Below are 14,381 nucleotides of genomic sequence, written 5' to 3' on the forward strand. Positions count from 1 at the left end.
TTTCTTAATGCCATAAACGTAAAAAAGATCGCAACAAGCCTGTGCGATCTTTTTCTAAACACGCTGAACTCTCTTAACGAATAACGCCACGCTCAGAGCTATCCACAAAATCAATAAAGTGCTGTATTGAAGGCCAATCTTTCGCTATTTCAACTAAAGCTTGTTTAGCTTCAACTTGAGTTTTCCCTGATCGATAAAACTCTTTATAGGCATTACGCAACGCTCGTAATTCAGCTTTTTCAAACCCATGCCTTTGCAAACCAATAAGGTTCAAACCAAATGGTGTAGCATGATTTCCCTGGGCGAGCACATAGGGTGGAACATCTTTAACAACAGCTGAGCATCCACCTATATAACTGTATGCGCCGACTTTACAAAAAGGATGTATTGCAGAAAGTGCCATAACGCCAGCGAAATCTTCAAGCGTAACATGCCCACCTAAAATGGCATTATTGCCAATATGAGTATTATTACCTACGATAACATCGTGAGCAATATGGGCATTAACACATAAAAGATTATCATCACCAATAACAGTTGATGCTTTGTCTTGAACAGTTCCGCGATGGATTTGAACCGCCTCACGGATGACGTTACGATCACCGATAACCACTGTAGTAGCTTCACCACCATACTTTTTATCTTGGTTCTCTTCACCAATGACAGCATGAGGAAAAACACGATTTTCCTTACCAAGTGTGGTGTGGCCTTTTATGACCACATGAGACATTATCTCGGTTCCTTCACCAACTTCAACCTTGCCAGAAATATAGGTGAATGGCCCAACAGTAACATTGGCAGCAAGGGTAACGTCCCCCTCAATGACTGCGGATGGGTGAACCTTAGCAGTTTCATGAATCATATTAAAATTCTCGACGTGCGCACTTTAACTCTGCTGAACAGACCACATCACCATCAACTGTTGCTTTTCCGTGGAAAGCAGCAATACCACGGCGCTCTTTAATAAACTCTACTTCAATTACAAGTTGATCACCTGGCGTGACAGGCTTGCGAAATTTTGCCCCATCAACACTGGCAAAATAATACAGTTCATTCTCAGCAGGAGCACCAAAAGATTTAAACGCTAATAGGCCTGTAGCTTGAGCCATTGCTTCCAAAATTAATACACCTGGAAATACAGGGAATTGTGGAAAATGACCTGTAAACTGAGGCTCATTCACTGAAACATTTTTAATCGCCTTCAGATATTTTTCTTCTTGAAAGTCAACCACACGGTCAATTAGTAAAAAAGGATAACGATGAGGTAACAATTCTTGGATTTCAGTGATGTTCATCGTTTTGTTTTCAGTAGTCAAAGTCATGTTCCTATATTGAATGCTAAATTAGCTGGTAGGCATTGTACCCGAGTCACATTTATATACTAAGTATGCGTTTTAGCGCAGATATAATCTCAATACTATCAGTCGGAAAAAGACTCGCAAACGCGAGTCTTTAATTGAAATGAGTTAAGCATCGTCTTCCAATTGCTTCTCAACCGCTTTAAGGCGCTTATTCATATCATCAATACGATGTACACGCGCTGCAGTTTTACGCCACTCTTTATTAGGCTGTAAAGGGATACCTGAAGAATACATGCCTTTTTCATCGATACTTCGCATCACCATGCCCATACCGGTGATAGTGACACCGTCTACAATTTCAATATGGCCGTTTATGACACTAGCTCCACCGATAATACAATATTTACCAATTGTAGTACTGCCAGCCACAACTGTACCACCAGCCATCGCTGTGCCATATCCGATGTGTACGTTATGTGCTATTTGTATCATATTGTCAATGATGACATTGTCTTCAATAACAGTATCTTCAAGCGCACCACGGTCTATAGTAGTACAAGCTCCAATTTCGACTCGATTACCAATAAGAACCGTACCCAATTGTGGGATCTTGAGCCATTCACCTTTTTCGTTTGCATAACCAAAACCGTCAGAGCCAATAACCACATTTGCTTGAATAAGGCACTCAGAGCCTATAGCAACATTGTGGTAGATACTCACATTTGACCACAACTTGGTATTTGCACCAATTTGCGCATTTTTACCAATATAGCAGCCGGCTCCAATCACAACATTTTCAGCCAATCGCACTCCACTTTCTACTACCGCATTAGCCCCAATAGATACGCCCGCAGCGATTTCTGCATCATCGGAGATGACAGCGGATAAATCAATACCGCTAGCTGGTTCAGGTGTTGTATCTAGAGCTTGTGCTACCTTAGCAAAAGCAACATATGGATCCTTAACGACAAGAACATTACCCGTGCACAACTCTCGTTGCGCCTCCTTTACCATAATCACTGTCGCTTGGCAGTCAGGTAAATATTTTGCATATTTAGCATTTGACAAGAAGGTAACATGCCCTTCCTGTGCTTTGTCCATTGGGGACACCATAGTAACAAGCGCTTGCTCATTACCATATAGTTCTCCCCCTGTAATAGTTGCCAATTTGGCTAAAGTAAGTGTTGCCATAGTAAATCACTTAAGAGTTTTGATAACTTTATCAGAGATATTATACTCAGGTTTACCGTATTGCATAGTTTGGATATCAACAACGATATCGTAACCTTCCTTTTCTGCTACTTTCTTTACTGCATCTTGAATAACTTTAAATAATTTCTGTTTCTCTTCAGCTTCACGACGGGCTGATGCTTTTTCTAAAGCTTGCCCTTTAATCTTGTATTTACTGTCTAATTGAGCGATATCAACTCGAAGCTTTTCTACTTCTTCAGGACCAAGTAGCTCACCATCTCGTTTGAGCTTCTCGATTTTTGTTTTTGCTTCAGCCTGAATCGACTTAAGCTCATCAGCTTTGTCTTTAAACTCTTTCTGCATTTTCTGAAGTACAACTTCACGCTGTGGAAGAGCCTGAAATACTTGAGCTGTATTAATATAACCAATTTTTTGCGTACTACCTGCCGCATTAGCAAAAAAAGAAGACGTCATTAACAATAGGCTAAGGCCAGCCGCTTTAATCATTTTACTCACTTTTTATTCCTCTGTATTTAGAAGGTTCTTCCGATGGTGAAAGTGAAGAATTCTTCATCATCACCTTCATAAATTTCAATGGGTTTAGCTACGGAGAATACTAGTGGCCCCATTGGAGACATCCACTGTAAAGCAACTCCATAAGCAGCTCGATAGTTAGTAGGATCTGAATAATCGTTATACATAGGGTCGCTAGACCCTTCGCGATAATTAAACTCCGTATCCCAAACACTTGCAGCATCGACAAATAGGCTAGTGCGAATTTGACTTCGAGCTTCATCAGACGCAAATGGTGTCGGCACGATTAATTCCATACTCGCGGTTGCAATAGCGTTACCACCTACAGAGTCATCTGTTACATCTATACAGCCGTTGTTTCCGCATGAACCAGCAGTGTTAGTGTAAACAGCTTTAGGGCCCGCTGAGCGTGAACCAAAGCCTCGCAAAGAAGTAAAACCACCCGCATAATAGTTTTCATAGAATGGAAATAAATTATCATTCCCATCAGTTTGTCCATAACCATTACCGTACCCAAGCTTACCACGCATTAAAAAAGTAAACTCGTGTTTCTTAGTCAGTGGGAAGTACTGGCGAACTTCATAGTCAAGTTTAAAATATTGCGCATCAGAACCAGGTACTGTGACTTTTCCAGAAGCGCGTTGATAGTTACCAGCGGTAGGGAAAAAACCACGGTTAAGATCATTTCGAGTCCAAGACATATTCAGATCAAAATCGTTGGTAAGAATATCACCTTCTGGTTGGCCGATACTTTTAGCAAATAGCTGAGCTTGATCATAAGTTGGCACATTACCAATTTTATTGTGAGTGTAACCAATACCAAACGCAATGTTATTCAATTCATTGACTGGAAAACCCCATGTCAAACTAGTACCGTAGCTTTCATTGGTATAATCGATAATACCAGCATCTGAAGCTTCAAAGGTGTTATAGAATATCTTACCACCTAGACTCACACCGTCTAAATTCCAATAAGGATCACGATAATCAAGACTGATATTTTTCTGGTAATCATTCATCATGGCATTGATACCAACTCGATTACCTGAACCTAAAAAGTTGTCTTGCTGCAATCCCACTTGGAAACTCACACCAGACTCAGTTCCATAACCAATACCAAAATTAACACTGCCTGAATTGGCTTCTTTGACATTGTAAACAAGATCAACCTGATCATCACTACCAGGGACTCTCACCGTTTGCACGTCTACAGTTTCAAAATAACCTAGACGATTAAGGCGCTTCTTACCCGTTTCAATAGACTTTGAGTTCAACCAACTACCTTCCATTTGGCGCATCTCTCGGCGCAAAACTTCATCTTTGGTTGCGTTATTACCCACAAAACGTACATCACGAACGTAAATTCGCTTACCCGCTTCAACATTAACGACTAAAGAAACCTGTTGAGTTTCATCATCAAATTCTGGACTAGTTCGAACTTGTGGATAAGCATAACCAGCCTCACCGAGGAGACGCTTGACTCCCTCTTCTAAGCTCGTAACCTTTGAACCATTATAAACGTCGCCAGTTGCAAAAGGCACTAAAGCTTCAAACTCAGCTTCTTTACCAATTAATTCACCGCGAAATTTCACATCTTTAACTGTGTAAGGCAGTCCTTCATTAACAGCTAAAGTGATATAAACACCTTTTTTGTCAGGAGAAATCGCAACTTGTGTTGAATCAAGCTTAAATTTAAGGTAACCGCGATCCAAGTAATATGACTTTAAGGCTTCTAAATCACCAGCCAATACCTGCTTTTGATATTTGTCGTCTGATAGAAAGTTCCACCAAGCAACATCAACATTGAGGTTAAAGCGATTCAATAATTCTTCGTCACTGAATGCCTTATTACCAAGAAAGTTAATCTGTTGAATTTTTGCCGACACACCTTCCGAAAATACAAACTTCAAATCAGATCGATTACGAGGCAAAGGAGTCACTACTGCTTTTACTGTCGCATTATATTTTCCGACACTGTAATAGAAATCTTCTAAACCCTTTTCAATATTTGATAATGTCGTCCGGTCAAGGGCTTCACCAACCCTAATTCCTGAAGCGTCAAGGTTCTGCTGTAACTGCTCTTCTTTTATCGCCTTATTACCAGAAAATGAAATGCTAGAAATCGTTGGACGTTCCTTAACCTGAACAAGTAACTGATTGCCTTCACGTAGCACCTTAATATCTTCAAAGTTACCTGATGCATACAATGCCTTAATAATTTCAGACACATCTTGACTATCAATCGTATCTCCAACTCGCACTGGCATTTTTAATAAAGCCGCACCAAGTGCAACACGCTGTAATCCATCAATTTGGATATCTTCTACAACAAAGTCTTCGGCTCCGTTCGCAGCGACACTCGTTGCCAATAGCGTTACAAACAGAATTTTATTCATCGCCATATTTGTTTTAGTTATTCCTTACTACAACCTTTGCCCAATTACAAACGAGCAAAGTCATTAAATATTGCCACTGCCATGAGAGAGAAAATAATAGCTCCGCCAATACGGTAGCCCATATCTTGAACACGTTCTGGAACTGGACGCCTAGTGACAGCTTCAACTGCAAAAAACATTAAGTGCCCACCATCTAACATAGGTAGGGGGACAAGATTAATGATGCCTAAATTAACACTAATTAATGCTAAGAACCCAAGAAAGTACACCAAACCATAATCAGCTGTCGTACCTGCACCTTTGGCGATGGAAATTGGACCGCTAAGGTTATTTAAGCCTACATCACCAATAATTAATTTTTTAAGCATACTGACAGTTAATCCAATTACCTGCCCCGTTTTTTCCATTGCTTTACCGACTGATTCGAATACACCAAATTTCAGATCGAAGCGATAGTTTTCCGGCCATTCTGCGACTTGAGGAGCTATTCCAGCAAAACCAATAACTCGCTGATTAGATAATTCCCGGCTCTCAGGAACCAACGTCAGATTTATCGCTTCACCATTTCGCTCGACGGTTAAATCAATCATCTGCTCGGGTCGATTTTGCACCAGCTCAACAACCTGATCCCAATCTTCCAAGGCTCTATTATTTGCCGATAATAATTTATCACCAGCCATCAATCCCGCGGCTTCACCAGCACCACCTGCTGTTACTGAAGCTAGAATGGTTGAAATGTCGGGAGTAAAAGGCTTAAAGCCTAGTGATGACATAGCTGACTCGACCTCTGGGTCAAAACTCCAGTTAGTCAAATCTAACGTCTTAGTCTCCTCAGTGCCAAACTCGTTTGCTGGGGCAACTGTCAACGTCATCTGCTTATCGCCAATATGAGAAATCAATCCCATGTTTACTGATTCCCAATCCGGTGTTTGGACGCCAGATACCAACTTAAGTTCCGTATTCGGTTCAAGACCAGCTCGCGCCGCTATCGAGTGAGGTTCAATTTGACCAATCACAGGCTTTACCGCAGGAATACCAATTAAAAACACTAGCCAGTAAGCAAACAAAGCAAAAAGAAAATTAAATACAGGACCAGCAGCAACTATCGATGTTCTCTTCCATAAAGGTTGTGAATCGAACGCTTGCTCTTTTTGCTCCAAAGGAACCTCATCAACTCGGCTATCAAGCATTTTAACGTAACCGCCCAATGGAATGATGGACAAACTGTATTCAGTCCCATCTTGCCCTGTCTTACTCCAAATTGACTTACCAAAACCAATAGAAAATTTTTCTACCTTTACACCGCAACACCGAGCAACCCAGAAATGACCATACTCATGTACCGCTACTAAGATACCTAAAGCAATTATAAATGATGCGAAATTCCATAAAATATCTGTCATGATGCCAACTCTTCAATAGTTTCGATAGCCAATGCTCGCGCCATTTTATCCAGCTCTAAGATACTTTCCAAGTTATTACAACCTGACTGGCTGTTCTTGCTACAAATATGACTAACAACGCGCTCATTAACGATAGCGATATCAGTAAATTTCATTTGGCGAGATAGAAAATATTCTACTGCCACTTCATTGGCTGCGTTAAGAGCGGTTGTTGCATGTTGCCCTTCATAGCAGGATTCGATAGCTAACTTCAAGCAAGGGTACCTTTTATAATCAGGTTCAACAAAGGTAAGCTGCCCAATTTTAGTAAAATCGAGTGGTGTCACTCCTGCCGAAACTCGCTCTGGGTAGGAAAGAGCATAAGAAATAGGCGTCGCCATATCAGGGTTTCCCATTTGAGCTAGCAAGGAGCCATCTTTATACTGGACCATAGAGTGGATAACAGACTGCGGGTGAATCAATACCTTAAGCTGATCTCGATGAGCATTAAATAACCACTTAGCTTCAATGTATTCTAAGCCTTTATTCATCATATTTGCTGAATCCACTGAAATTTTGGGTCCCATAGACCAATTCGGGTGAGCAATCGCCTGCTCTGGGGTGGCTTGTGACAGCATCTTAATATCAGTGTAACGAAAAGGACCTCCGGAGCCTGTTAATATGATGTGCTGGATTCCTTGCTCCGTTAGATCACAATCACCAAGGTTGGTTTGGATAGCTTCAGGTAAACATTGAAAAATTGCGTTATGTTCACTATCAACCGGCATGAGTTCAGCACCGTATTTTTTAACCGCATCGATAAAAATCTGCCCAGACATAACCAAAGCTTCTTTATTGGCCAGTAAAACTCGCTTACCCGCTTTAACCGCAGCCATTGTAGGTATGAGACCTGCAGCACCAACAATGGCCGACATAACCGTATCCACCTCATCAAAAGAAGCGACATGAGTAATTGCTTCATGTCCAGCCAAAACTTCAGTCGGCAATTTAAGCTGCTGGAGTTGGGTTTTAAGCACTTTTGCTGCATCTTCACAGGCCATAACGGCATATTTGGGCCGCCACTTTTGGCACAATTGACGCATTTTATTTACGTTAGTGCCTGCAGCCAGTGCAACAATTGAATACTGAGACAGGTTATGTTCAATCACTTTAAAAGTGCTATCGCCTATTGAGCCCGTTGCACCTAAGATTGTCAGCTTACGCATAAGAAAAACCTGTAAAATCGACAAAGTAGGCCGAAACCTACCTCTATAATTAGAAAATGAAATAGAGCAGTGTAAACACTGGGAAAGCGGCCGTTAGGCTGTCAACACGATCTAAGATACCGCCATGTCCAGGAAGGATATTACCGCTATCTTTGATACCTGAAACACGTTTAAACATGCTTTCAACGAGATCCCCCATAACAGAGATGACAACAGTAACTAGAGTAATAATTACCATAGAAAAAGAGTTACTGAACTCAATATCAAACCAAACCGCTGTACCCCAACCGACAAGGATGGCAGTAACCATTCCCCCGATTAAACCCTCAATTGTTTTATTGGGACTAACATGAGGAGCCATTTTGCGCTTACCAAAGCTCTTACCACAAAAATAAGCACCGCTGTCAGCAGCCCAAACAATAAAGCATACGAATAACACCAGCTTGGCCCCATAATAGCTATCCTCGTAAATACCTTCAGCTCTGAGTAGCAAAACACTCCAGAAAAAAGGTAAAAGGGTCAGAACGCCAAATAAGTGCCTCAACCAATTGCAATGTTGCCAAAGCTTTGCTGAACGAGGAAAGGAAAGCACTAAACAGCTCGATATAACCCACCAAAGACTTCCGACCAAAAGCACCAATATATGAGCATCCGTGATTAAATTTAGGCTTCTTGCATCGAAAGGAATAACAGCCAAGGTTACAGCACTAATAGCCACACTGGGTATCAATGCCAACAGCCGCGTTTTAGACTCAACAAGCTGGGTCCATTCCCAATAACCTAAAAATGTCACCATAGCTACTGCTAGCATAAATAATGCTAACGGCAGCTTGAAAATACCAAGAATAACAGCAGGAGCAAGAATGAGCGCTGTAATAATTCGTTGTTTCAAACTTAAACCCTTAATCGCTTTCGATCAGTTCTTTAACCTGTTCACCGGTGCAGCCAAAACGTCTTTCCCGATTAACAAACCATGTAACAGCCTCAATTAAGCTATTTTCATCAAACTCGGGCCAATAGGTAGGGGTAAAATACATTTCAGCGTAAGCCATCTGCCAAAGCATAAAGTTACTAATACGACATTCACCACTCGTTCGGATTAACAAATCAACCTCAGGCAAATCAGCCATAGTTAAGTGTGAAGTTATCAGATCTTCATTAACATCATCAGCATCAACTTCTCCATTGACCACTTTAGATGCAATGATTTTAGTAGCTTCAACGATATCCCACCTACCACCATAGTTAGCTGCAATATTAATCACCATACCACTGTTCGCTTCAGTTAAAGATTCCGCTTGGGATATTTTATTTTGTAATCGTTGGCTAAAGCGACTTTTATCACCGATGACACGCAAACGTAAGTTGTTCTTATGTAAATTTTTAACTTCTGTAGATAAAACCGTAATGAACAACTCCATTAATACGCCAACTTCCTCTTCAGGGCGACGCCAGTTTTCGCTACTAAAGGCAAACAAAGTAATAGCTTTTATACCTAACTTAGCCGATGTGGAAATAGTTTTTCTTACCGCAGATACTCCATTTTTATGGCCAAATACGCGAGGTTTACCTTGCTCTTTTGCCCAGCGACCATTGCCGTCCATAATGATGGCGATGTGTCTAGGGAGTAATTCTGATGAAAGTTGAGTGTTTTGCATACAAGGGTTTAAGGTTATCAGCAGGAGCTAAAGAGTAGCACAAAAAAACGCTGTACTGCGAGCACAGCGTTCTCTATATTGAGAGTATGAATGTAATTAAACTTCCATCAGCTCTTTTTCTTTTGAGGCAAGAACTTCATCTATTTTCTTCACTGCTACATCAGTAATTTTTTGAATCTCATCTTGTGCCTTGTGATCTTCATCTTCAGATATTTCTTTATCTTTTAGCAATGATTTAAGTTCGCCATTAGCATCTCGACGAATATTGCGAATAGCAACACGACCACCTTCTGCTTCACCACGTACAATTTTAACCAAGTCTTTACGACGTTCTTCTGTTAGTGGTGGGAGTGGCACACGAATAATAGTTCCTGCCGACATTGGGTTGAGGCCAAGGTCTGACATCATAATAGCTTTTTCTACTTTAGGAGCTAGCTCTCTGTCAAATACTGTGATTGCTAGAGTTCGCGCATCTTCGGCAACAACGTTAGCAACTTGATTCAATGGCGTTGGCGCACCATAGTAGTCAACAGAAATGCCAGAAAGTAAACTAGGATGAGCACGGCCTGTACGTACTTTCAAAAGATTACTTTTCAGCGCTTCTACACTTTTTTCCATGCGCTCTTGAGCGTCTTGTTTAATTTTATTAATCACAATATCACCTTAATGTGTCATTCTTTTTTAGAAGAAAGCCTAATTAGGATTCTTCAAAAGGTAATACCCTAATATGAAACTCTCACACTAGGGTTGAATAAGTTATTCAGCCGTACTAATTAGGGTACCTTCAGCTTCACCCATGACCACTCTACGAAGTGCGCCAGGCTTGTTCATATTGAATACGCGAATAGGCATTTTATGATCACGCGCTAACGTAAATGCTGCTAAATCCATCACTTTTAGTTCTTGATCAAGAACTTGTGAATATTCCAGCTTATCATACAACTCTGCATCTGGATTAGCTACTGGATCAGCGGTAAATACACCATCTACTTTTGTCGCTTTTAAAACCACATCTGCTTCAATTTCAATGCCACGTAAACAGGCTGCAGAATCAGTAGTAAAAAATGGATTCCCCGTACCTGCCGAGAAAATTACCACTCTTCCCTGGCGCAGTTCACGAATAGCATCTGCCCAGTTGTAATCATCACATACACCTTTTAGAGGAATAGCAGACATAACACGCGCATTTACATAAGCACGATGCAAAGCATCACGCATCGCAAGACCATTCATCACCGTGGCCAACATACCCATGTGATCACCAACAACTCGGTTCATGCCAGCTTCTGCAAGTCCCGCACCTCGGAAAAGGTTCCCCCCTCCGATGACCACACCAACTTGTACACCCAGTTCCACCAGCTCTTTTACTTCTTGAGCCATGCGATCAAGAACCGCAGGGTCAATACCAAAACCTTCTTCACCTTGAAGAGCTTCCCCGCTCAATTTTAACAAAATACGTTGATATGCAGGTTTAGGGTTCGTAGTCATGGAGTTTACCTTCAAAAGAGAGTTATTAATTAACAGTCATGAATAGCAAAGAAAGCTATAGCCCAAAAATACATCACAATCTTAGACTTACTTAACTATTCATCACGGCTAACGGTACAAATGCTATTCATAAAAAGACCGCAGCCTAAGCTACGGTCTAAACTTTTGCGTATTTCTAAGGATTAACCTTTTTGAGCCGCAGCTACTTCTTCGGCAAAGCTCATACCTTCAGCTTTCTCGATACCTTCACCCACTTCTAAGCGAACAAAGTTAGTAACCGAAGCTCCGCGTTCTTTAAGGATTTCACCTACAGATTTCTTAGGTTCCATAACGAAAGCTTGACCAGTCAGAGATATCTCACCAGTAAATTTCTTCATGCGACCAACTACCATCTTTTCTGCGATTTCAGCTGGTTTGCCTTCATTTATAGCAATTTCTACTTGAACTGCTTTTTCTTTCTCTACTACGTCAGCAGGAACATCTTCTGGGTTCACGTACTCAGGACGAGAAGCAGCTACGTGCATAGCAACATGCTTAAGTGTTTCAGTATCGCCTTCACCAGCAACAACTACACCGATTTTCTCACCATGACGGTAAGAAGCAATTGCAGCACCTTCAACGTATTGAACACGACGAATGTTGATGTTTTCACCAATTTTAGTCACAAGAGCAATACGAGTTTCTTCGAATTTTGCTTGTAGCTCTTCTACGCTCGCTTTTGTAGATAGCGCGTGAAGTGCAACTTCTTGTGCAAACGCTGTAAAGTTTGCGTCTTTCGCTACAAAGTCAGTCTGACAGTTAACCTCAAGAAGTACAGCCGCACCATTATCTTCTTTAATGATGATAGCACCTTCAGCCGCTATGTTACCTGCTTTCTTAGCAGCTTTAGCAGCGCCTGACTTACGCATATTTTCAATTGCTAATTCGACATCGCCGTCAGTTTCTACAAGCGCTTTCTTACATTCCATCATGCCTGCGCCAGTGCGGTCGCGCAGTTCTTTAACTAGAGCAGCAGTTACAGCCATTCCTCTATTCCTCAGTTTAATCTGGATTTGGTAAAAAACAGGGGCCTAAATCGTGGGCCCCTGCTGATAACTATAACTTAACCTATGTAATCTTTAGATTAGACATACGTTAAGTTTGGCTCAGAGCCGCTATTATTCAGCTTCTACGAAACCGTCTTTTTCAGCAGCGCCAACTACGTCTTTGTTACGGCCTTCAGTTACTGAAGAAGCAGCAGCATTTAGGTATAGCTGTACCGCACGGATAGCATCATCGTTACCAGGAATAATGAAATCTATACCGTCTGGGTTAGAGTTAGTATCAACCACAGCGTAAACTGGGATACCTAGGTTATTTGCTTCTTTAACTGCAATGTGCTCGTGATCTGCATCGATTACGAATAGAGCATCAGGTAGGCCGCCCATGTCTTTGATACCGCCAAGAGACTTCTCTAGCTTCTCCATTTCACGAGTGCGCATTAGAGCTTCTTTCTTAGTCAACTTGTCAAAAGTACCGTCTTGAGATTGACTTTCTAGCTCTTTCAGACGCTTGATAGACTGACGTACAGTTTTGTAGTTTGTTAGCATACCACCAAGCCAGCGGTTGTTAACATAAAACTGGTTGCTTGCAATAGCAGCTTCTTTAACAGCTTCAGATGCAGCGCGTTTAGTACCTACAAATAAAACCTTACCTTTTTTCTCACCGACTTTAGCTAATTCAGATAGCGCGTCGTTGAACATTGGTACAGTTTTTTCTAGGTTGATGATATGAACACGGTTACGAGCACCAAAGATGAATGGCTTCATTTTTGGGTTCCAGTAACGAGTCTGGTGACCAAAGTGAACACCAGCTTTTAACATATCGCGCATTGATACAGTTGCCATTTTAAATTCCTCTATGGGGTTAGGCCTCCACAATCCCCATAACTCCGACTGAACTAACGATCAGCACCCCGGAATATGTGACGAATTGTGTGTGATTTAAAGATATATGTTTATTGGAAAGTCATCAGCTTCGCCAAAAAGGAGAGAACAGACAGCATTTCCGGCGCGTTTTATACCATATTTTCACCTGTACTGGCTAGTAAAAAAACATTCACCCAGATTAACTAAAACGTTTCATGGTGCTAAGCCCATTTCTTAATCCATGAAGAATCATTCTCATTGGCTTTGCTTCCTGATAGAATGCATCCATTCGCGCTAATGAGTGCCATTGATTAAATTAGAGAAAACCTATGTCAATCAAGATAAAAACCTCAGCAGAAATTGAACGTATGCGCATAGCGGGTGCGTTAGCCGCCGAGATCCTTGAAATGATCGAACCTCATATTAAGGAAGGCGTAACAACTGACAAACTTAATCAGATTTGTCATGATTACGGGATTGAAAAAGGGGCTTATTCAGCGCCTCTTGATTACCACGGATTCCCCAAGTCCATTTGTACATCCATTAATCATATTGTCTGTCATGGCATCCCTGCGTCAAAAGATGAAGTAGGAAGCAATGGTCAACCAAAGCCAGCTATACTTAAAAATGGAGATATCATAAACGTTGATATCACCGTGATAATTCCAACCGATGAAAATGCAGACCTCAGTGTACGCCCGCAAGGCTATCATGGTGATACATCAAAAATGTTCCTCGTTGGTGACGTTTCGCCTGCAGACAAACGCCTTTGCTTGGTAACTCAAGAAGCTTTATACGTTGGTATGCGCAAAGTAAAACCTGGAGCTACTGTAGGTGATATAGGCACTGCGATTGAAAAATACATCAAGGAAAATAATAAGAGAAATCCTCGCAATAAGTTTTCTATTGTGAAAGATTTCTGTGGCCATGGTATTGGCAACGAGTTCCACGAAGAACCACAAATTGTCCATTATAAAAACAACGACCGCCGCATTCTGGAAGAAGGAATGTGCTTTACTATTGAACCGATGATCAACAGCGGAAAGTTTGGCGTTACCGTTGATGCCGAGGATGACTGGACTGTGTATACAGGAGACGGTAAAAAATCAGCCCAGTATGAACACACTATACTAGTCACAGATACGGGTTGTGAAGTTCTCACATTACGCCCAGATGATACCATCCCACGCATTATGGATAATGCTTAGTTTCACCGTAAAATATCCTCACTTCCTCGAGGATATTTTTTTATTCTCGGCATTTTGGTAGATTGTTACACTATGGATGCTTTGCACGGA

The 14,381-nt window shown here is 41.3% G+C and carries 14 protein-coding genes; 1 reads left to right on the top strand and 13 read right to left on the bottom strand.

The genetic code is table 11. From position 1 onward, the window contains the following. Nucleotides 1-73: 73 nt before the first annotated feature. The 13 genes from lpxA to rpsB all read right to left on the bottom strand — a co-directional run bounded on the left by lpxA (nt 74) and on the right by rpsB (nt 13,062). Nucleotides 74-862 carry an acyl-ACP--UDP-N-acetylglucosamine O-acyltransferase gene (gene lpxA / locus OCV27_RS11515; RefSeq protein WP_125320535.1) on the bottom strand — a complete coding sequence of 263 codons (789 nt, stop codon included), beginning with the start codon at nt 860-862 and terminating at the stop codon, nt 74-76. A 1-nt stretch (nt 863) separates the two neighbouring features. Next, nucleotides 864-1,316, bottom strand: a complete 453-nt coding sequence (gene fabZ, locus OCV27_RS11520; protein WP_125320534.1) for a 3-hydroxyacyl-ACP dehydratase FabZ — start codon at nt 1,314-1,316, stop codon at nt 864-866. Between the two features lie 150 nt (nt 1,317-1,466). After that, on the bottom strand, nt 1,467-2,492 hold the full coding sequence (gene lpxD / locus OCV27_RS11525; RefSeq protein WP_125320533.1) for a UDP-3-O-(3-hydroxymyristoyl)glucosamine N-acyltransferase: 1,026 nt from the start codon (nt 2,490-2,492) through the stop codon (nt 1,467-1,469). Nucleotides 2,493-2,498: 6 nt separating this feature from the next. Further along, a complete protein-coding gene (locus OCV27_RS11530; RefSeq protein ID WP_185759754.1) occupies nt 2,499-2,999 on the bottom strand; it encodes an OmpH/Skp family outer membrane protein in 501 nt (166 codons plus the stop codon). Nucleotides 3,000-3,025: 26 nt separating this feature from the next. Beyond that, on the bottom strand, nt 3,026-5,428 hold the full coding sequence (gene bamA / locus OCV27_RS11535; protein WP_125320531.1) for an outer membrane protein assembly factor BamA: 2,403 nt from the start codon (nt 5,426-5,428) through the stop codon (nt 3,026-3,028). Between the two features lie 38 nt (nt 5,429-5,466). Then, the gene (gene rseP, locus OCV27_RS11540) at nt 5,467-6,825 is read right to left on the bottom strand and encodes a sigma E protease regulator RseP (protein WP_125320530.1); all 1,359 of its coding nucleotides are present in this window, start codon (nt 6,823-6,825) and stop codon (nt 5,467-5,469) included. Continuing rightward, on the bottom strand, nt 6,822-8,030 hold the full coding sequence (gene ispC / locus OCV27_RS11545) for a 1-deoxy-D-xylulose-5-phosphate reductoisomerase (RefSeq protein WP_125320529.1): 1,209 nt from the start codon (nt 8,028-8,030) through the stop codon (nt 6,822-6,824). Before ispC ends, rseP begins: the two co-directional genes overlap by 4 nt. 49 nt (nt 8,031-8,079) lie before the next feature. Beyond that, complete coding sequence (locus OCV27_RS11550) at nt 8,080-8,922, bottom strand: phosphatidate cytidylyltransferase (RefSeq protein ID WP_125320528.1); 843 nt, start codon at nt 8,920-8,922, stop codon at nt 8,080-8,082. Nucleotides 8,923-8,932: 10 nt separating this feature from the next. Beyond that, on the bottom strand, nt 8,933-9,688 hold the full coding sequence (locus OCV27_RS11555; protein ID WP_125320527.1) for an isoprenyl transferase: 756 nt from the start codon (nt 9,686-9,688) through the stop codon (nt 8,933-8,935). A 96-nt stretch (nt 9,689-9,784) separates the two neighbouring features. Then, nucleotides 9,785-10,342 carry a ribosome recycling factor gene (gene frr / locus OCV27_RS11560; RefSeq protein ID WP_125320526.1) on the bottom strand — a complete coding sequence of 186 codons (558 nt, stop codon included), beginning with the start codon at nt 10,340-10,342 and terminating at the stop codon, nt 9,785-9,787. A 102-nt stretch (nt 10,343-10,444) separates the two neighbouring features. Continuing rightward, on the bottom strand, nt 10,445-11,176 hold the full coding sequence (gene pyrH / locus OCV27_RS11565; RefSeq protein ID WP_125320525.1) for a UMP kinase: 732 nt from the start codon (nt 11,174-11,176) through the stop codon (nt 10,445-10,447). A gap of 182 nt (nt 11,177-11,358) precedes the next feature. Further along, the gene (gene tsf / locus OCV27_RS11570) at nt 11,359-12,201 is read right to left on the bottom strand and encodes a translation elongation factor Ts (RefSeq protein WP_125320524.1); all 843 of its coding nucleotides are present in this window, start codon (nt 12,199-12,201) and stop codon (nt 11,359-11,361) included. 132 nt (nt 12,202-12,333) lie between these two features. Next, the gene (gene rpsB, locus OCV27_RS11575; RefSeq protein ID WP_125320523.1) at nt 12,334-13,062 is read right to left on the bottom strand and encodes a 30S ribosomal protein S2; all 729 of its coding nucleotides are present in this window, start codon (nt 13,060-13,062) and stop codon (nt 12,334-12,336) included. A 350-nt stretch (nt 13,063-13,412) separates the two neighbouring features. Here rpsB and map point away from each other — a divergent pair, with 350 nt between their 5' ends. Continuing rightward, on the top strand, nt 13,413-14,291 hold the full coding sequence (map, locus tag OCV27_RS11580; RefSeq protein ID WP_125320522.1) for a type I methionyl aminopeptidase: 879 nt from the start codon (nt 13,413-13,415) through the stop codon (nt 14,289-14,291). Nucleotides 14,292-14,381 lie beyond the last annotated feature (90 nt).

It is taken from the genome of Vibrio pectenicida (genome assembly GCA_024347015.1).
In the GTDB taxonomy this organism is placed as follows: Bacteria; Pseudomonadota; Gammaproteobacteria; order Enterobacterales; family Vibrionaceae; genus Vibrio; species Vibrio pectenicida.

Bases quoted from the DNA above. Each gene is read 5' to 3' on its own strand.
- ispC (WP_125320529.1), bottom strand. From the start codon at position 8,030: ATGCGTAAGCTGACAATCTTAGGTGCAACGGGCTCAATAGGCGATAGC.
- lpxA (WP_125320535.1), bottom strand. From the start codon at position 862: ATGATTCATGAAACTGCTAAGGTTCACCCATCCGCAGTCATTGAGGGG.
- map (WP_125320522.1), top strand. From the start codon at position 13,413: ATGTCAATCAAGATAAAAACCTCAGCAGAAATTGAACGTATGCGCATA.
- rpsB (WP_125320523.1), bottom strand. From the start codon at position 13,062: ATGGCAACTGTATCAATGCGCGATATGTTAAAAGCTGGTGTTCACTTT.
- tsf (WP_125320524.1), bottom strand. From the start codon at position 12,201: ATGGCTGTAACTGCTGCTCTAGTTAAAGAACTGCGCGACCGCACTGGC.
- OCV27_RS11530 (WP_185759754.1), bottom strand. From the start codon at position 2,999: ATGATTAAAGCGGCTGGCCTTAGCCTATTGTTAATGACGTCTTCTTTT.
- bamA (WP_125320531.1), bottom strand. From the start codon at position 5,428: ATGGCGATGAATAAAATTCTGTTTGTAACGCTATTGGCAACGAGTGTC.
- pyrH (WP_125320525.1), bottom strand. From the start codon at position 11,176: ATGACTACGAACCCTAAACCTGCATATCAACGTATTTTGTTAAAATTG.
- OCV27_RS11555 (WP_125320527.1), bottom strand. From the start codon at position 9,688: ATGCAAAACACTCAACTTTCATCAGAATTACTCCCTAGACACATCGCC.
- rseP (WP_125320530.1), bottom strand. From the start codon at position 6,825: ATGACAGATATTTTATGGAATTTCGCATCATTTATAATTGCTTTAGGT.
- lpxD (WP_125320533.1), bottom strand. From the start codon at position 2,492: ATGGCAACACTTACTTTAGCCAAATTGGCAACTATTACAGGGGGAGAA.